The 17,784-nt window shown below is 46.0% G+C and carries 15 protein-coding genes and 1 riboswitch; of the genes, 4 read left to right on the forward strand and 11 right to left on the reverse strand.

Translation table 11 applies throughout. The annotated features are described in order from the left end of the window. The first annotated feature begins 238 nt into the window (after positions 1-238). Entirely contained in the window at positions 239-940 is a 702-nt protein-coding gene (locus tag D908_RS07850) for a TIGR01621 family pseudouridine synthase (protein WP_005525066.1), read from the forward strand. Between the two features lie 81 nt (positions 941-1,021). Here the strand turns inward: D908_RS07850 and D908_RS07845 are convergent, their stop codons facing one another. The 5 genes from D908_RS07845 to D908_RS07825 all read right to left on the reverse strand — a co-directional run bounded on the left by D908_RS07845 (position 1,022) and on the right by D908_RS07825 (position 5,748). Beyond that, entirely contained in the window at positions 1,022-1,657 is a 636-nt protein-coding gene (locus D908_RS07845; protein WP_005525067.1) for a CDP-alcohol phosphatidyltransferase family protein, read from the reverse strand. Then, positions 1,650-2,297, reverse strand: coding sequence for an ATP-binding cassette domain-containing protein (locus tag D908_RS07840; RefSeq protein WP_005525068.1), 648 nt, complete (start codon positions 2,295-2,297; stop codon positions 1,650-1,652). Before D908_RS07840 ends, D908_RS07845 begins: the two co-directional genes overlap by 8 nt. Then, the gene (locus D908_RS07835; RefSeq protein ID WP_005525069.1) at positions 2,263-3,963 is read right to left on the reverse strand and encodes an ABC transporter permease; all 1,701 of its coding nucleotides are present in this window, start codon (positions 3,961-3,963) and stop codon (positions 2,263-2,265) included. Before D908_RS07835 ends, D908_RS07840 begins: the two co-directional genes overlap by 35 nt. A 12-nt stretch (positions 3,964-3,975) precedes the next feature. After that, positions 3,976-5,124 (reverse strand): ABC transporter substrate-binding protein, encoded by a 1,149-nt coding sequence (locus D908_RS07830; protein WP_000735566.1) that lies wholly within the window; start codon positions 5,122-5,124, stop codon positions 3,976-3,978. A 180-nt stretch (positions 5,125-5,304) separates the two neighbouring features. Then, on the reverse strand, positions 5,305-5,748 hold the full coding sequence (locus D908_RS07825; RefSeq protein ID WP_000778138.1) for an META domain-containing protein: 444 nt from the start codon (positions 5,746-5,748) through the stop codon (positions 5,305-5,307). A 145-nt stretch (positions 5,749-5,893) separates the two neighbouring features. Here D908_RS07825 and D908_RS07820 point away from each other — a divergent pair, with 145 nt between their 5' ends. After that, entirely contained in the window at positions 5,894-6,160 is a 267-nt protein-coding gene (locus D908_RS07820) for a DUF1289 domain-containing protein (RefSeq protein WP_005525071.1), read from the forward strand. A gap of 5 nt (positions 6,161-6,165) precedes the next feature. On the opposite strand, the gene D908_RS07815 is transcribed toward D908_RS07820, so the two are convergent. The 5 genes from D908_RS07815 to D908_RS07795 form a co-directional block, all read right to left on the reverse strand. Further along, a complete protein-coding gene (locus tag D908_RS07815) occupies positions 6,166-6,381 on the reverse strand; it encodes a hypothetical protein (protein ID WP_000828211.1) in 216 nt (71 codons plus the stop codon). 164 nt (positions 6,382-6,545) lie between these two features. Beyond that, the gene (locus D908_RS07810; protein WP_005525075.1) at positions 6,546-7,643 is read right to left on the reverse strand and encodes an ABC transporter permease; all 1,098 of its coding nucleotides are present in this window, start codon (positions 7,641-7,643) and stop codon (positions 6,546-6,548) included. Continuing rightward, positions 7,640-8,566 (reverse strand): ABC transporter ATP-binding protein, encoded by a 927-nt coding sequence (locus tag D908_RS07805; protein WP_005525077.1) that lies wholly within the window; start codon positions 8,564-8,566, stop codon positions 7,640-7,642. The genes D908_RS07810 and D908_RS07805 overlap by 4 nt, the downstream gene beginning before the upstream one ends. A gap of 9 nt (positions 8,567-8,575) precedes the next feature. After that, positions 8,576-9,523, reverse strand: a complete 948-nt coding sequence (locus D908_RS07800; protein ID WP_032467628.1) for an HlyD family secretion protein — start codon at positions 9,521-9,523, stop codon at positions 8,576-8,578. 178 nt (positions 9,524-9,701) lie between these two features. After that, positions 9,702-10,955 carry an aromatic amino acid transport family protein gene (locus D908_RS07795; protein ID WP_000655338.1) on the reverse strand — a complete coding sequence of 418 codons (1,254 nt, stop codon included), beginning with the start codon at positions 10,953-10,955 and terminating at the stop codon, positions 9,702-9,704. Positions 10,956-11,292: 337 nt separating this feature from the next. On the opposite strand from D908_RS07795, the gene D908_RS07790 reads away from it, so the two are divergent. Further along, positions 11,293-12,159 carry a DMT family transporter gene (locus D908_RS07790; protein ID WP_001259711.1) on the forward strand — a complete coding sequence of 289 codons (867 nt, stop codon included), beginning with the start codon at positions 11,293-11,295 and terminating at the stop codon, positions 12,157-12,159. A gap of 87 nt (positions 12,160-12,246) precedes the next feature. On the opposite strand, the gene mgtE is transcribed toward D908_RS07790, so the two are convergent. Continuing rightward, a complete protein-coding gene (gene mgtE, locus D908_RS07785) occupies positions 12,247-13,599 on the reverse strand; it encodes a magnesium transporter (RefSeq protein ID WP_005525081.1) in 1,353 nt (450 codons plus the stop codon). Between the two features lie 101 nt (positions 13,600-13,700). Further along, a riboswitch (M-box (ykoK) riboswitch) is annotated at positions 13,701-13,869 on the reverse strand. A 317-nt stretch (positions 13,870-14,186) separates the two neighbouring features. On the opposite strand from mgtE, the gene D908_RS07780 reads away from it, so the two are divergent. Further along, positions 14,187-17,771: an ATP-binding protein gene (locus D908_RS07780; protein ID WP_005525082.1), complete on the forward strand. Its 3,585-nt coding sequence runs from the start codon at positions 14,187-14,189 to the stop codon at positions 17,769-17,771. The last annotated feature ends 13 nt before the right edge of the window (positions 17,772-17,784 follow it).

The following is a 17,784-nucleotide window of genomic DNA, read 5'->3' on the forward strand; positions in this document are numbered from 1 at the left end:
TCGTAACCAGATCCTATCGGAGCTGAAACAAGGTTGCCCAGAAGTGGAAAACAGCCTGTTCTGGAAAATTTGGCCTTGGTATGTACGCCTAGTTTGCCCAGTACTGATGTTGATGGTGTTTTTCGCCTAATCGAAACCACAGATAACGAACTTTCTATATAAAAGCGGCTTTCGAGCCGCTTTTTCTTTAGGCGTAGAGGGTTTTGAGTATAATCACGCCGCAAAGTGAGGCGTATTTATGTTTGATATTCTGTTTACCCATCCTGATTTCCTGCTTATCAACAAACATCCTAATGTGTCAGTACACAAAGATGATGGTGATACGATGCTGTTACAAGAAGTCGCAGCACAAAGTGGTGATAGCCAGCTCTATTTAGTCCATCGCTTAGATAAGATGACTTCGGGCATATTATTGTTGGCACGCAATGCGGCGGCGGCGAGTGAGCTATCACAAGGTTTTGCTAAGCGTACGGTAGAGAAATTCTATCTCGCGATTGGCAGTAAAAAGCCAAAGAAAAAACAGGGTTTGGTCTGTGGTGATATGGAACGTTCACGCCGTTCATCATGGAAATTGGTGAATTCACAACATAATCCGGCGGTGACTCAGTTTATCTCAACGACTGCAGCACCGGGTGAGCGTCTGTTTTTGTGTAAACCACACACTGGAAAAACTCACCAAATTCGGGTGGCACTAAAATCGATTGGATCGGCAATCGTGGGCGATCCTATCTACAATGCGGCTGATGAGTCCGATCGCGGTTATCTGCATGCTTTCGCTTTGCGTTTCTCCTATCAAGATACGCTTTATCAGTGGTTGTGTGATCCGCGCCAGTTCCCGCAGTTGGGCACAAAATGGCAGGAAGAAGTGGTGAGCCAAGGAATCGACAGTTGGCTTACACCATGGGATTTACCTTGGCCTGTGGTTAACATCCGTTCTTAATAGCAAATCGGGTAGGGTGAGCCTAAAGGAAATCCCCTCATCACCAATTCATCAAGGGATGAGGGAAAGTGTGCAGTGTACTTATTGTTGGCTTACTTCACTCTGCTCGGCTTGATGCAGCGTTTGAAAACCGTAATAGATACGTGTCGCCGTAGTAAACCAGCAGGCTGCACCAAATACCCAAGCGATTGTTGAAAAGTAATTGGGCAGTAAACACATCAGCACAAAGCATCCAATGGTTTCAGTACCTTCAGTCAGGCCACTCATGTAGTACAAAGATTTGTGGTGATATACCGGGTTGGCAATACTGCGCTTGCTTGCCATGACTGCGAAGGCGAGAAAACTGCTGCCAGTGCCAATGAAAGCAAAAATGAGAAATGCTCCCGCAACCGCGTTGCTTTCTGGGTTGGCAAGTACGAAGCCAAACGGCACCAAGGAATAAAACAGAAAATCGAGGCTGATATCGAGAAATCCGCCTGAATCTGTAAGCCCTTGACGACGTGCGAGTGCGCCATCTAATCCATCACAAATTCGATTCACTGTTATCAATGTCAGTGCGAGTAAATATTGCTCCATCGCGAGAGCGGGCAATGCTAAAACCCCAAACAGGAAACCGAACAAAGTCACTTGATTTGCCCTAATTCCTGCGTTGTCCAACACGTTTGCTGCCTGAGAGATAGGCCAACGGATTGCCTTAATCGCGTATCGATCAAGCATTGTTCACCTCACTTGGCCATTCGATCACTCGGCTACCGGCTGGAACATCATCATGATCATGAGTCACCATTAAAGTCGGTATGCCCGCGCTTGTGAGCTGGTTGAAAACCCAATCACGAAATTGGCTGCGCAGAGCTTTATCTAATTTACTGAAGGGTTCATCAAGCAAAACCAGTTTGGGTTCGGCGAGCAGCATACGCATCAAGCTAATCCGCGCTCTTTGCCCACCAGAAATTTGTTCGGGGAACGAGCAAGCTAGGTCTAAAAGCGCGATTTTCTTCAGGGCTGCAAGTGCGTTCTGCTTACGTTGCTCACCTTTAACTCGATTAGGAAGGGCGAAGGCGAGATTCTCCCACACATTCAGGTGTGGAAAGAGTAAATCATCCTGAAACAGCATACCGACTTGGCGCTGATGAGCTGGCACTGTGTTAAGCACGCTATCCCCGAGCTGAATGGAGCCTTGGTAGGTAAAATCCGTTGCCAAATGACCTGCAATAACACTGAGTAGGGTTGATTTTCCACAACCACTTGGGCCCATCAAGCTGACAATCTCACCCTCAGCGATGGTCAGGTTAAAATCTGCCAGCAGGCAGCTATCGTCTTGTCTACGGATGACGAGGTTTTCGAGAGAAAAGACCATGAAATACCACTTTAAATTGGGCTACTCGATAGCGGTGTACTTGCACACGTCCGAGTAAAAGGGCAAACGAAAAGAATACAAAAGGCAATATAGCTTGGCAGATGGCGTAAATCGCAGTGACACGACGATCATAACCGCTGGAAAGAGCGACCGCCTCAGTCGTGATGGTGGTTAAACGGCCACTGCCCAACATTAAGGTTGGAAGATATTGCGCAAGACTGACACTGATCCCCACCGCCCACGCATACAGCAGGGCAGGAAATAATAAAGGGAGTTTTACTCTCCAGAAAATCTGCCATTCGTTTTTGCCTAAACTGCGTGCCACTTTAGAGTAGTTAGGGTTGTAGCTTTGCCAAGGGCCACTAAGTGCGAGATAGACTAAAGGAAACGCAAAAAAAGTGTGCGCCCAAACAACCCATAACGCATAGGCTTGTGATGCAATCATCAAGGTCAAAACTTGAATACCAAACAGCAAAGAAAGTTGCGGCAGTAACATAGGCAAAGCGATGAAGTAGACGGGAATCGCTCGCTTAGTTTGCAAGCGATATTCTTGAGCAATAACCGCAAACAGCAGGGCTAAAGTGCCAGAGCAAAGGGCAAGCAGCACACTGGTTTCAATATTTACCAACACATTTGGCCATTCATCCCCCCAAAACTGCACTGTCCATTGACTAGGAAAAAGGTCGGGAAAACGCCAACGCTGAGTCACACTCCACACTAGGGTCAGCGGAATGATCGATACAGAAATAACGAACAAAAGGCCGAGCAACGTTTTATGGGGCAGAGGCGGGGAATGGCGTCCTGAAGACTGCCAATTCCGGCAACCTTGGGTAATGAGCCATTCAAAAATGCGAATGACCAATAAAATAATGCTGGCTAACAGCAATAAAACTACAGCGCCGGAGGCAGCTCTTGGCAATAAACTCAGGTCGGGTTCATTAAACCACTGCCATACCAATACAGAAAACGTAGGTGGCGTGGTTGGCCCAAGCACCAAGCTGAAATCAACGACAGAAATTGCATAGGCCGCCACTGCAAACAGAGTAAAACGGATTTTACGTAGCCATTGCGGGAAGATGATTTTCCACCACATCTGCTGCTCTGAGTAACCTAAAGAAGCACTGAGCATCTGCATCTTCGGCAAATTAAACTGCTGCAAGATAGGCAAACTGATCAGCAGAATAAAAGGCACTTCTTTGAATGCTAGTCCCAAGGTTAGGCCAATGGCATACGGGTCATGCACTAACCAAGCGGCATCTTGGGAGGGATCTCGATACTCAAACAGACTGTGGAGTAAGCGGGCGAGCCATCCTGTCGAAGAGAAAAGAAAAGCAAAACCAATCGCAAAGGCCACATGAGGCAGCGCAATCAGCATGGATAAGCTGTTTTCGATGCGTTTCCAACGAGGGTGAAACCAAAAGCGTTGCAAAATAGCAAAGCTGATCAGAAGTGCCAGATAAGTACTAATGAGAGTGGAACTAACGGAAAGCAGCAAGGCATATTCCACACCTTGCCACTGCCATACTTGGCTAAAGCCGAGCCAAGAGGGTTGATGATGCCCAAGTGCGGGCAGATAACCTAAGGCGGATATCAGCACGCCAACCAATCCGGGTAAGATTGGTGCAATACACAGCAGGATTAAACTCCAATAGGCAAACCTAAGCATCATTAACAACCGTTATTTTAGGCTGTTGCCGTAACGTTTTTGCCACTCAGCTTCCAATGCACCCTGCCAGCTTGGATGAGGTTCCGCGATAGCAGGAAACAGCATGGTGTTTTTTGCGCTGCCAGTTAGGTTTTGTGTTTTAAGGACAGAAGGGTCACCCCAAATTGATAAATCACCCTTGCGTGATTGCGCTTCACCACTGAGTAGGAAGTTAATGGCAACCAAGGCACCTTCTTTGGCGTTGGCATTCCATGGAATGGCTAAGAAGTGGATGTTGGTTAAAGCACCATTTTTCATTGCATAGCTTTGTGCAGTTGGAGCTAATTTACCTGTCGCTTGGGCTGAAAATACTGCATTGGGGTTGAAGGTGATGGCGAGATCCAGCTGTCCATCATCAAGCAACTGCATCATTTGTGAAGAACCCGATGGGAACTGTTTGCCTTTACGCCAAGCCACGGTATGCAGTTCATCCAAATATTGCCACAGTGGTTGAGTGATTTGATCAAACGTTGTTGGATCAACAGCTTTGTTGAGCGCAGGTGAGTATTGAGTCAGCTCAATCAAGGCTGCTTTTAAGAAGCTAGTGCCATGAAATTCAGGAGGCTGAGGGTAACTGATTCGATTTGGAAACGCTTTAGCGTAACTCAGCAGTTCAGCAAACGAAGTCGGTGGGTTATTCAACAACTGCTTATCATGGATGAAGACTAACTGCCCGACGCCCCAAGGTGCTTCCAAACCTTCGGTTGGCTCAGAAAAATCGCTATCTACAGGCAGACTTGTATCGACAATTTGCCAGTTCGGTAAGTTTTCAACAAATGGCCCGTAGAGTAAGCCATTACTTTTCATCGATTTAAAATTTTCACCGTTGATCCAGACTAAGTCGACGCTGCCGTGATCATTTTTTCCTGCCGCTTTCTCGGCGATTAAACGAGTCGTAGTTTCCGCAATGTCTGTCACTTTTACATGCTGTAGCGTGACTCCGTAACGAGATTTGAGTAGATCAGCAGACCAACGTAAATAGCTGTTAATCTCTTGGCTGCCACCCCAAGCATGAAAATAAACGGTTTGTCCGCGGGCTTTTTCAGTGATCTCTTCCCATGACTGCGCAGAAACGGTAAATGAAAGGGCGCACGCAGAGAGGAAAGTCAGCAATTTTTTCATGGATTGTCCTTAATAATTTGACTTTATTGTGTCTCTAGACCGGATAAACGATGCTTGTCTTTCATTATGAAGGAAAAAAAGCAAAATGCTCGGTTTGCTTTGCCCTTATCTATAGAATTGATAAACAAAAACGGCAGCTAAATTAGCTGCCGTTAGACATGAACTACGAAACAGAGAGGGTTATTTTACCCAGTCACGCAGAGTATAAGTCAACGTGTGTACATCGTTTTTCAGAGTCAATGTATCTTTAGTGAGAGTGATGTTGCTCCAGTCGGTCAAGGTTTGTGACACGGCTTGCTCTGTATCCATCACATCACCAATACACATTTTCATGGTCATGCCCATTTTTTCAATGCGGAATTGGTTATCTTTGAGTTCAGCTTTACCAAAGAAGTTGTTACAACCTGCGTTACCGCTGGCCATCATTTGCTCACCAATTTCTAAACGTGGTGCTTCATTGTGTTCGCCTTTCACCACATCTTTGCCATCAATTTGCGTTAGCTGCCAATTGTGGTGTTGAAGATCTTGAGCAGTAATTTGCACATCATCACCATTGCTTGCACAAGCGGTCATCAATACAGGTAGGGTAATTGCGGCAAGTAATGATTTTGAACTAAGCTTCATAATATTCACTCCTAATGTGGAAACCCGCACAGTATAGTGAATAAAACACTGTTTTTGTCAGTTTAAGGTCATGGTTTATATGAAACTTTGAACCTAGTCGCCTTACAAACCACCGAGAAGTCAGTAAAAAGGATGTGATTTCCCTATGGAGCAACTGGAGTTTTTCAATATTGTCAGCCCCTGCATTGGGGTATGCAGTGTCGATGAGAAAGGCTATTGCACAGGTTGCCTGCGTAAGCGTGAAGAACGTTTTAACTGGCTGAGTATGACACCGGCTCAGAAACTGCATGTGATCAAACTGTGCCGACAACGATATCGTCGTAAACAGGCGGAGGCGCGTGGTCAAGGCAAAACGGAAAATCTGAGCGAGAGTGGAAACGCAGCAACTGACGCTCAGCAAGATCTGTTTTAAGCGGGCTAATCAGTCCATAAATCACTGACCCAACCTCCTACTTGATCATCAAAGTGGTTACCCGCAAATTTGCGCGGCTCGTTGGATTTAGGATCTTTTACTTGGGACATCATTTCATAAATATAACGAGCCATCGGGTCATTGCAGCTTTCCACTTGTTGTTTGCGGGTTGCGGCTTCTTTAATCAATTTCAGACGATAACTCTTACTGTTACGTTTCATTGGCAAACCTCCAATTTTCGAGCGACTGAGTTAAAAAGTTAGAACTCAGTCACACTATCGTCAATGGTCATTTGCCGTACATTTTCTAATCCCATTCTCGCGCTTTATTTTTCTATCTCCTTCATATTGCTCTGTGCTATGGATGTGTTTGCCCCAGTTGAGTGCTAATCGAGAGATTTTTTAAAGCGCATTGAAGCAACGAGCAATCCAAACAGAGTAAACAGGGCTAACCAGAACGTATCGCGCCATAAATCGCCTAAGTCTGCCCCGCGTAAGACAATTCCACGAATCAAACGCATAAAGTGAGTGGCTGGCAGTACTTCGGAAATCCACTGCGCCACGACAGGCATTCCTTCATAAGGAAACATAAAGCCAGAAAGCAAAATGGAAGGGAGCAGAATAAACACCGTCATCTGCATTGCTTGTAATTGGGTATTGGCGATGGTTGAGATAACCAAACCTAGGGTTAAGCTGGCAGAAATGAAGAGTAAAGTGCCAAACAAGATCTGACTGAGCGCGCCATTAATGGGGACGGCAAAAATGAAATGACCTAAGCCGAGGATGATGGCGACTTGGATCAGCCCGACAAAAATGTAAGGTACGATTTTGCCTATCATCAACTCGATTGAATGCACTGGTGTCGTGATCAACAGTTCTAAATTGCCACGTTCCCGTTCGCGCACAATCGCAGCACTGGTAAATAGGATCATGGTCATGGTCAAGATAACCCCAAGCAGACCGGGAACAATGTTGACCGCAGACCGGCGGCTTGGGTTGTAGAGCAACGTAATTTCAAACGTAGGGGTAATAGGTTGAGCATTAAGCACAGTAAAATCGGTGAGTGCCATATTTTTCAGCCCCGACAGCGCACCGGCGATCATGGTATCTGAACCATCAATTAACCATTGTCCGAGTTCACGCTGTTGTTGTGTGCGTAAAACAAGATCTTTAGGCAATATCAAAGCTGCACGAATGTCGCCACTTTCAATCGCTTTTTCCGCTTCACCAACTGTGAAATATTGCTGCTTTACAGTGACGACTTGAGTGACTTTAACCGATTCCACCAAGAGCCTTCCGAAGGTGGAATGACTTTGGTCGACAATGCCGATGGGAATGTTGCGCACATCGGTATTGATTGCAAAACCAAACAGCAGCAGTTGTATGAGCGGGATCATCACCACCATACCGAAGGTGATGCGATCGCGTGATAACTGACGAAACTCTTTGACCAGCACCGCTTTAATTCGAAATAGACTGTTCATTGACGCCCCTTACCCGTTACCGTGACAAACACATCTTCCAAACTTGGGCGCGCCAGTGTTAGCTCTGCGGTTGCCAAGCTCGGAAAAGTACTGCGTAGCCAAAGAATCGGGTCATTCACCTCACGATAAATCAGTACGCGTAAACGAATACCGAGCTGTGCCGCGGAGCGAACTTGCGGAAAACCGAGCAGATGTTCTTTTAAATTGCGTAGCGCAGGCGCTTTGATCTCAACAACATTAACGCCCATTTGCTGCATCAATTTTTCTGGCTCGTCATCGGCGCGAATCTCGCCCGATTCCATAATCGCTAAGCGGTGGCAGCGTTCTGCTTCATCCATATAGTGCGTGGTGACGAGAATGGTGGTGCCTTGCGAAGAAAGATCAAACAGTTGTTCCCAAAATTCGCGGCGGTTTTCCGGATCCACAGCGGAGGTGGGCTCATCAAGAAAGAGCAGTTCAGGGTTGTGCATTGTCGCAGCAGCTAATGCCAAGCGCTGCTTTTGGCCGCCACTCATGCCTGAAACCCGTTGCTTTCGGCGTTCATCCAACCCGTAGGTTTTGAGTTGTGCTTGTGTGCGTTGCTGGAGCGTCTTACGGTTCATACCGAAAATCTGACCAATAAACTGCAAATTCTCCTGTACGGTGAGATCGTCATATAGGGAAAATTTCTGGGTCATATAACCAATTTTCAAACGCAACAGTTCAGATTGTTTGGGAATAGACAGCCCGAGTACACTCACTTGACCGGCTGTGGGCTGCAACAGGCCAGTTAGCACCCGAATTGTGGTGGATTTTCCACAGCCATTGGGGCCTAAAAATCCGTAGATGCTGCCACGCTCTACTTTCAGGTTGATGTTTTCTATTGCCTTAAAGTGGCCAAATTGCTTAACCACATTTTCAGCGAGAATCGCGTAATCGCTCATTGTGGCTCCTTACGGTAAATCAACTTGTGCAGGCAAGCCTGCGGGCAGATGCATGGCGCTTTCTGGTAAATCCACTTCCGCAAGATACATAAGGCGTGAGCGTTCTTTTTCGGTTAGTGCGTAATAAGGAGTGAATGAAGGTTCACTGGCAATCCAGCGAACTTTGCCTTGATAAGTGATTTCGACACCATCTACGTGAACATCCACGGTTTGGCCTACGGCAAATCCGGCTCTGTGAGTTTCGGGTACATAAACACGTGCGTAAGGTGAGCGATCCGCTTGGACGATAGCGACGACTGCGTTGGTGGCGACACGTTCGCCAAGGTGGTAAGGCAAACTATCAAGCACACCGTCACGCGTGGCTACTATGGTCAAATCATTCAGCTTTTGCTGTTGCAATCCCACATTGGCTTGAGCCGCAGCAAGTTCGGCTTTGGCTTGTTCGATATCTTCAACTCGTGCGCCAGCCGTCAATTTACTGAACTCTTCGCGGGCTGAAGCCAGTTCAGCACGCGCTGAATCCCGTGCTGAGAGCGCAGAGTCTGCCTCGGATTGACTGATAAGACGCTTCTCCACCAGTTCTGTTTTGCGACGCAACGTGGTTTCTGCTTCTTTATAGAGTGCATCAGCTTTGAAAACACGAGCCTGCGCGACAGCGATATCTTCTGGCCGTTCGCCGTTGGTGAGTTTGCTGAGCGATGCTTGTGCTTTCGCTTGTTGCGCCACGGCTTGATGAAGGAGTGCCGATTGGATCTGGGTATCGAGTTTGACTAAAACATCGCCCATTTTGACAGGGTCACCTTCAGCAATCGGGAGCTCACGAATGATTTCATTGCTGGTTGCACTGAAGGTAATGCGGTCACGTTCTAATGTGCCCAAAGCTTGAGGTGGGGCATCTGGGGTACAGGCACTCAGCAATAAAGTGAGAAGAGCTGCAATTGAGAGGGATTTCGTCATGGTTTCCACCGCCATTTTACTCGCCAACCGACTTAGACAATCTGTTAAGTGTATGTTGCGATAAAGGATTCTTGCACTGATTATCGGCCAACTCTGTGATGGGCTGAACCGGATTTATTCATCAGAAACACGGCAATGTGGAATTTGGCTCCCAATTGGGAGCCAGTTGGAACGGGGATTAACCGAGTAGGCTGTAAAGCAGAGCGGAGACGGCGAGTAGGCCGACAAGCAAAACAAAGAAGGTGCTCACACGTTTTTGGTGTACACGAAGCGAAGGCACTTTGAATACAGCAATCATCGGCATAATAAACAGAATCATTGCAATCACTGGGCCTGAAAGTGCTTCCATCATACCCAAGATGCTTGGGTTAATAATGGCGGCAATCCAGATGGTGACAAACAAGAAGGCAATGGTAATGCGCTCTGCACCACGCAAGGAAACACCTAAGTTTTTAGTCAGCAGGCCAGACAAGCTTTCTCGTGCGCCAAGGAAGTGGCCTAAGAAAGATGACGTGATCGCAATGAAGGCAACCAATGGGCCCAGTGTGGCGATAAATGGATTATCGGTCACGTTGGCAAGGTAGGTGAGCACCGAAACGTTTTGTGCTTTAGCTTCTTGTAGTGCTTCTGGCGAGAGAGCCAGCACACAAGAGAAAACAAACAGAAGCACAAACAGAATTAACACCACGCTAGTGCGGCGTAAAATCTGCTCAGATTTTTGATCTGCTTGCTCACCGTAGTGACGGCGTTGGATATTCGCAAAGCTTGAAATCGCGGCCGCATGGCTGAAAGAAAACACCACAACAGGAATGGCAAGCCAAACGGTGTGCAAGAAATCGGCGGTTTGCGGGAAATCAAAAGAAGGCATTGACCAGTAAGGGATCAAATAAAGAGAAAGTAATGCCAGAATCGCCGCTAACGGGTAAACCATCACCGCAAATGCGCGCAGCATGATTTTTTCGCCACTGAGCATGATCGCGATAAGCCCAAACACTAAAACTCCAGAGAGCAGCGCGCGTGGTGGTGACATCAATTCCGCTTGATTAACCAAAAAGCTATCAACGGTATTGGTCAACCCCACGCCATAGATAAGCAGAATCGGAAAAATGGACAGAAAGTAGAGCAGGGAGATTAAGCGGCCAGCACCTTGACCGAAATGTTCTTCTACCACATCGGTAAAATCGGCATTTGGGCGGCGTGATGAAAGCACAAAGCGTGCGAGTCCGCGATGCGAAAGATAGGTCATTGGAAAGGCTAATACAGCCATTAGCACCAATGGCCAAAAACCGCCTAAACCTATGTTAATTGGCAAAAATAAAATACCGGCACCAACCGCAGTGCCAAATAAGCTCAGCAGCCAATAAGTGTCATGTTGGGTCCAATTAGCGGAACGGGCAGCACTAAAATGGGTTACTTCCTGAGAGTCTTTCACTGAAATCTCACTTATCTAAAAATAATAATGCGGCGAATCCTACTCCTATTAGTGGTTATGATCATTTTGCGATGCTGGTCATAATCACTGTGAATGAGCGTTTGCGCTTGCGTTGCAAACTATGAAAATTTGAAAAACTTAGATTATTATTCTTTAATTTGAAATTAAAACCGGAACTAAGTTCTGAAATTTTATGTTTTTTAGTAAGTTTGATTGTTTGGTCTATTTTTGAACAAACATAAGCAAAGATATGCTGAGTAAAGAATCGATACTGGTATGTAGAACGGATTTCGCGCAGAATCAGCCATCATAACTATCACATTGTTCAACATAATTAATGCGTACATTACGTTTTCCCGCTGAGCTGTTACTTGTTTTAACTACCCTGCTGGCAGCAGGGGGATGGGTTTTCTCAAAACAAGCGATTCAAGAACTTCCTCCTTTTGGTTTTATTGGCTTGCGTTTTATCGCGGCATCACTTTGCTTACTCCCATTTTGTTTAGGTGCACTGAAACAAGCATCGCGTCAGGCGTGTTTGCAATCCATGGGGGTCGGGTTTCTACTGGCGGCTTCTCTGTTTTGCTGGATTCACGCGATTTCCATCAGCGATACCTTAGGTGAAGGCGCGTTTATCATGAGCCTTTCCATGCTGTTTGTGCCGTTGTTGGCGTGGCCGATTTTTGGACAGCGACCGATACGCGCATTCTGGCTTTCACTGCCTGTGGCGGTGATTGGCTTGTTCTTATTGGCATGGAATGGAACGTGGCAATTTGCCGCGAATCAATTGTGGTTTTTAGCCGCTTCTTGCTGTTTGGCGATGCACTTTAACTTCAATAGTCGATTCTCCAGCCAACTTCCTCCCATGTTGCTGACCACATTGCAGTTGTTCACCGCGGGGTGTTTGGGCATAGCGTTATCTTGGTTAACCGAAAGTTGGCCAAGCACCATCAGCCCAGTGACTTGGAAGTGGTTTGCTCTGAGTGTGTTACTCGCCACAAGCTTGCGATACTTAATGCAAACCATGGGGCAAAAGAGTGCAAATCCAACCAATGCGGCATTGTTGATGCTACTAGAACCGGTATGGACTTTGGTGTTGAGTGTGGTGATTTACGACGAAACAATGCCATTTAACAAGATGTTAGGTTGTGCGTTTCTATTGGCCTCGTTGCTCTTGTATCGAGTGAGCCTGTTGCGCTTGCGCTAACCCTTCGTGGGTTGCTGTAGAAAGGAAGACTTAAAAACCGCCAACATCACGCTGGCGGTTTTTCTTTTTAAACCAAGTTAATAAGCATTAAGCCAATTCGGGCAATATCAGCTTGGCGATTTCAAAGTAGATGATCAGCCCTGTTCCATCGACCAAAGTTGCGATAAATGGAGCAGACACTACGGCCGGGTCAACATTCAGGCGACGCAGCACCATTGGGATCACCGATGACACTAACGCACTCCATAGTACTATCGCCAGAATCGTCAGCATCACCACCAAGCCAATTTCAGGCCCGACCCCGAGCGTCCACGCGCGGATCCATGCAGCGATGGCCATCGCCAGTGCGACCAGCGTGCTGGTGGAAAGTTCTTTACGCAAGACAGTGCCAATATTACGTAAACTGACTTCGCCCACTGCCATGGCACGCACTATGGTGGTGGTGATTTGAGTGCCACTATTGCCGCCGGTACCAATCAGTAGCGGAATGAAAAAGGCGAGGGCGATCGCCGCTTCCAACTGTTCCTCAAATGAACGCAATACTGTGCCAGTGTAGGCTTCGGCGACAAACAGTACGAGCAGCCAAACAATGCGTTTTTTCCACAGTTGCCACGGTGACGTCTGCAAGTAGCTCGCATCAAGAGGCATTGAACCCCCTTGCATCTCCGCATCTTCCGTTGTTTCTTGCTCTAAGATGCTGACGGCCTCTTCCAAATGAAAGAAACCCACTAGCTTCTGTTGATGCACAACGGGCAGCACTGACAGATTGTGTTCAAGCAGCAAACGCGCCGCCTGTTCCTGATCGAGATCGGCCTCTAAAGTGAGGCATTGAGGCTCAATCAGCTCGGTTAATGATTGAGCCGAATGTGCCATTAACAGGGCTTTCGGAGTAATCGCTCCAAGCAGGAGCCCGTGTTGGTTAACCACATACAGCCGATGGCGCGCTTGAGGATCGCCCCAAGCTTCATAGAGCACCTCTTTGGCTTCCACCACGGTTTGTGATTCCAAAAGTGGCAGCCGATGTGAGTGCATGTGTGCAGCAACACTTTCTTCGTCCCAACGCAAACGCTCACGGTAAAGTTGTGCATTTTGATCGAACATATTGTTCAATACTTGATGCAATGCTTCTTCCGGTAAGGTGCGCAGTGCTTTTTCGATAACCCGCGGATTCGCGTGAGCCAAGCCCGTATTGAGTTCCGTTTTATCCATTACATGCAGCAATAAACCTGCTCGGTTTGCAGGCAGTAGGGTGATCAGCTCCGTGAGTTGTTCACCAGTCAAATGTTCCAAAACGAAATGAATTTCTTGCTCTGTGAGCTTTAAGAGCTTTTCTGCCCACTTATCCCGATGCGAAGAGTGCGCGAGTTTACGAGCAAATTCATTCAGTTGTTTGAGTTGCGCAGTGGCAACAAAAGAGTGAGTTGTTTTCATTACATTCATCACATATACCTCATGTGACTCAGGACAGACCTGAATTGATTGAACTTTGATGCAAGAAAACAGCAGTAATTGGACGAGCGAAAAGGAAATGGTATGAAAAGGCTTCATCCCCGAGTCCCAGCTTCAGCACTGTACAACGTATTCGCAATGCGAAAGCCACTTGGGTTAACACCTTAATCCGATGAAAACTGTCCTGATCTTGGGCATCTCTGGATGTCGTGAGATCAGTGGCCTATGTTTGTACAGGAGCCTCGCCTAACGAGATGCTGTAATTACACACTGTGTTCATGATTTGAACGGCGCGAATTATAATGTCGGCATTATTAAATAAGCAATGTTGTTTTTTGTCATGAATGTCAAGAATAGGTCAATTTGTTATTTTAGTAATAATGAAAATATGCCAGATGAATTGTTTTTCAATGATTGATTTCCTTGTGAATATTTTAGTGTAGGAAATTTCCTTATTTTGTTGTTGAGTTGTTTTTAATTTGAACTATATTTTCATTTCATTGGGTTTTGATTGATTGTTTCTACATAAGTAGATTATTATTTCCGCAATATTGGAATCCATATCACGAGTTAATATCTTGTTATTGCGCCTATTTGTTTCCGCATTACTGTTATTTTTTTCTTATTCTGCCCAGGCTGCTCAATATTTGGATGCCACGGAGAAAAGCTACTTGCGTCAAAAATCAGAGCTAACCATAGCGGTATTGAAAGAGGTATGGATGCCGTATTGGGGAGGGCTTGATGGTCAGCCTATGGGCATTGAGCACGATTTTGCTTCGGGCATTGCTGCGGAATTGGAAGTGGGAATTCGCTACCAAGGCTATGACACGATTGAAGCTTTGCTTGATGGGGTCAAATACGGTCAAGCTGATCTGGCGATAGGCTTTGGTAAAACACAACAGCGTGAAGGGGAGTTTTTATTCTCCGAACCTTTATATGAAAATGTGCGTGTTATTTGGCTGCGTGATAAAGAATTGGCAGAACAACCTTTTGAAAATCTCAAATGGGTATGTATTCAAGGAACTTCTTATTGCGAATTAATCATGGAGCGTGGTTATAAGAATATTCTTATGGCCAGAAATTACAGCAGCTCGGTAGAAATGATTCGCCAAGGTGTTGCCGATGCAACCATCACCAATTACGTATCACTGAATGCCTTTCTGAGTAAAAATCGTATTTCAAGTGGTCAGGTTATTTTTGATGAAAAATTGGGTACTCAAGTTAACCGAGTATTAATAAATACTGATGAGCCCCTTTTGCTAAGTGCCGTCAATAAAGTTATTAAAGCCGATAAGTTAGGTTTGACTCAAAATAAATTAAATTCATTGGATGTATATTTTCTTAATGATCAAGAAAACCTGAAACTCTTAAGAGATGAAAATCATAATACAGCGGTGAAATACACACTGCATGATGATACTTTTCCTCTTTCCTATTGGGATGACAAAGAGAAAAAGTATAAAGGCTACGTGCACGATCTTTTAGAACGTATCAGTTTAAGAAGTATTCTTAAATTTGAATTTGTTCCTGCCAATGGGCGCAATGTTGAAGAGATGCTACGCAATGGCGAAGTCGATGTTATTCCTGCCTATAACATGTCAAATATTGACTCGCGCGATTTTCTCTCGGTTGGTGTGTATGACTACCTTTCATTTGGCCATATAGAAACACTATTACCTTATTCAACCGAGAAATTGGCGATTCTAGATAGAACAGGCAACTTCTATCAGTACCTATATTCTCAAGAGAAAATTAAATATGCCCCCGTTTTTCGTAGTGTTGATGAGCTGATGCAGGCTCTGAAAACGGGGAGTGTAACCCATGCGTTGGTGAACAAGTCATTGATTAACCAATGGTTGATTAATGGTGAGTCGAACGTGTTTAAGCTGACTGACCTTTCTAAGACCCATGACGTGAATGTAGATGTCACCATGGTGGTTCGTAAAAGCTCTTCTGTATTGCAAAATATGCTGCATAAAGTGCTGGCGACTTTTACTCCACAAGAAATTGAAGAAATTAAGTCGAGCTACAATAAAGTCACAGTGAAATATGGCTATGACAAAGAGCAAGTCATTATTTATGCTCTTATTGCCGTTTGTATTCTGTTGGCCTTAGGTTTGTTATTTACCCTGTGGGTAACACGGCTACGCGGATTATTAAAAAATACTCAACACGTTGCTCAGCTTTCGACGGAACAAATTCAATGGCTTACGGAATTGCTCGATGCCATCCCAAGCATGATTTATATCTCGGACGATGAAGGTGATGTGGTATTAACCAATGCCGCTTATCGTGATGCTATGGGTGCGTGTCATGCCAATGATTGCTTAAATAATCTGCCGGACTGCTCTTTTCTACAATTACCGGATTCATCCACAAGTGAGTATTCGGTGGTGATCCAAATTCCGGCACGGCCATGTGCGATTGGCGAGCATTATTACCATGTTATTCGTCGGGGTATTGCTCACCCGATCAACCGCCGCCAATATTATTTAACTCTGTTTAATGACATCACTGAACTCAAGGAAACGGAAAGCGCGTTGCGTCAATCCACGGCGCAAGCATTGCAAGCGGTTGAGGCGCGCAATCATTTCTTAGCAGTCGTGAGTCATGAGTTGAGAACCCCGATTGCGGCGATGTTGGGGCTAATGGAGATTCTCGCTTCTCGCATCAAATCTAACGAGAGCCAGCTTTTACTGACCAACGCGATTACGTCTGCAGAACGGCTAAAAATGCATGTGAACGATATTTTGGATTTCTCCAAAATTGAAGCACAGCAGTTACAGCTAGATGTGGCAAGCTACCATTTAGCGGATGAACTGTGCCCGCTGTTGCGCAGTTTTGAGGCAACCGCGGATTTGCAAGGGCTAGACTTTATTGTGAATTGGCAACCTGACGCTCGATTGCTTGTTCAGGTGGATGCTTTACGACTCAATCAAATCATCACCAACTTACTCTCCAATGCGCTGAAATTTACTGAAAAAGGTTCAATTCGGATTTGCGTTGAACAGAGTGAGCAACATTTCACCTTTGAGGTGACCGATACAGGCTGCGGGATGACTGAGCCGCAAATCGCTTCGATTTTCCAACCTTTTGTGCAAGCCGACAGTTCAATCACTCGTCGCTTTGGTGGCACTGGGCTAGGCATGTCGATTGTCGCAAATCTCGTTGAATTGATGGGCGGTCATATCCATGTGGAGAGTGAAATCGATCAAGGCACAACTGTGCGTGTGTCTTTACCTGTGGTGGGGGAAGCCCTAACACAATTTCAAGGGTGTGAATTACCGCTGGCAAAGACTTCGCCGTTGAAAGGTTGGGCAGAAGCATTAGGTGTGGTTGTGCTTGAGGCTCCGGGCATGATGGAGTGTATCGAAAAGAATATTTATCCCGATGCCTTATTTAAACGTTTAAACGACCTACAAGCTCAACATACCAAAACACCCGCCCCAAAAGTGATGACCAAATTGGTTGGGCATGCATTGGTTGCCGATGATGATCCGATTAACCGACTGTTGATCCGCAAGCAACTGAATGAGCTTGGGGTGCAATCCACCATAGTGTGTGATGGCCAAGAAGCTTTGAATCAACTGATGGCATCGCCAGAACAGTTTGATTTGGTGATTACGGATTGCCACATGCCGAAGATGGATGGTTTTGAGCTAACTCGCCAAGTTAAAGGATTGGCGACATTTGCCGAAAAACCTGTACTCGGATGTACGGCGGAAGATTCGCGCATTGCAGCGGAGAAGGCAAAACAGTGCGGTATGGACAGAGTGATTTACAAGCCTTACAGCTTGGCTTTACTGCACCGTGTGTTAAGTCGTTATCTGCCGGTCTGTACTTCGGATACCCAAGAATCTTATTCATGGCTTGATGATTATCATACCGATGAAAGAGCGGAAATGGCACAAGTGGTGCTAGATTCATTTAGCCACGATATCGAGTTATTAAATCAGCCAGATGCGGACGATAAAGCGATCGGCCATCGCATAAAAGGTGCGGCAGGCGCCCTGAATCTGACCGAATTGGCGGCTTTAGCAAAAGCGGTGGAATTACCGGAAGATCCGCAAAAATCGGTCGAAAACAAACAAGCACTCATCAATGGATTACACGTAGTGGTTGAGCAGGCTCGGCATTGGCTGAGCGAACATGAGAGTGAATAATATTATGAAAATA

This window comes from Vibrio mimicus CAIM 602 (genome assembly GCF_000338875.1).
GTDB classification, from domain to species: domain Bacteria; phylum Pseudomonadota; class Gammaproteobacteria; order Enterobacterales; family Vibrionaceae; genus Vibrio; species Vibrio mimicus.

Bases quoted from the DNA above. Each gene is read 5' to 3' on its own strand.
- D908_RS07790 (WP_001259711.1), top strand. From the start codon at position 11,293: ATGCGTACATTACGTTTTCCCGCTGAGCTGTTACTTGTTTTAACTACC.
- D908_RS07815 (WP_000828211.1), bottom strand. From the start codon at position 6,381: ATGAAACGTAACAGTAAGAGTTATCGTCTGAAATTGATTAAAGAAGCC.
- D908_RS07820 (WP_005525071.1), top strand. From the start codon at position 5,894: ATGGAGCAACTGGAGTTTTTCAATATTGTCAGCCCCTGCATTGGGGTA.
- D908_RS07805 (WP_005525077.1), bottom strand. From the start codon at position 8,566: ATGAGCGATTACGCGATTCTCGCTGAAAATGTGGTTAAGCAATTTGGC.
- D908_RS07825 (WP_000778138.1), bottom strand. From the start codon at position 5,748: ATGAAGCTTAGTTCAAAATCATTACTTGCCGCAATTACCCTACCTGTA.
- D908_RS07800 (WP_032467628.1), bottom strand. From the start codon at position 9,523: ATGACGAAATCCCTCTCAATTGCAGCTCTTCTCACTTTATTGCTGAGT.
- D908_RS07830 (WP_000735566.1), bottom strand. From the start codon at position 5,124: ATGAAAAAATTGCTGACTTTCCTCTCTGCGTGCGCCCTTTCATTTACC.
- D908_RS07835 (WP_005525069.1), bottom strand. From the start codon at position 3,963: ATGCTTAGGTTTGCCTATTGGAGTTTAATCCTGCTGTGTATTGCACCA.
- mgtE (WP_005525081.1), bottom strand. From the start codon at position 13,599: ATGAATGTAATGAAAACAACTCACTCTTTTGTTGCCACTGCGCAACTC.
- D908_RS07810 (WP_005525075.1), bottom strand. From the start codon at position 7,643: ATGAACAGTCTATTTCGAATTAAAGCGGTGCTGGTCAAAGAGTTTCGT.
- D908_RS07845 (WP_005525067.1), bottom strand. From the start codon at position 1,657: ATGCTTGATCGATACGCGATTAAGGCAATCCGTTGGCCTATCTCTCAG.
- D908_RS07850 (WP_005525066.1), top strand. From the start codon at position 239: ATGTTTGATATTCTGTTTACCCATCCTGATTTCCTGCTTATCAACAAA.
- D908_RS07840 (WP_005525068.1), bottom strand. From the start codon at position 2,297: ATGGTCTTTTCTCTCGAAAACCTCGTCATCCGTAGACAAGACGATAGC.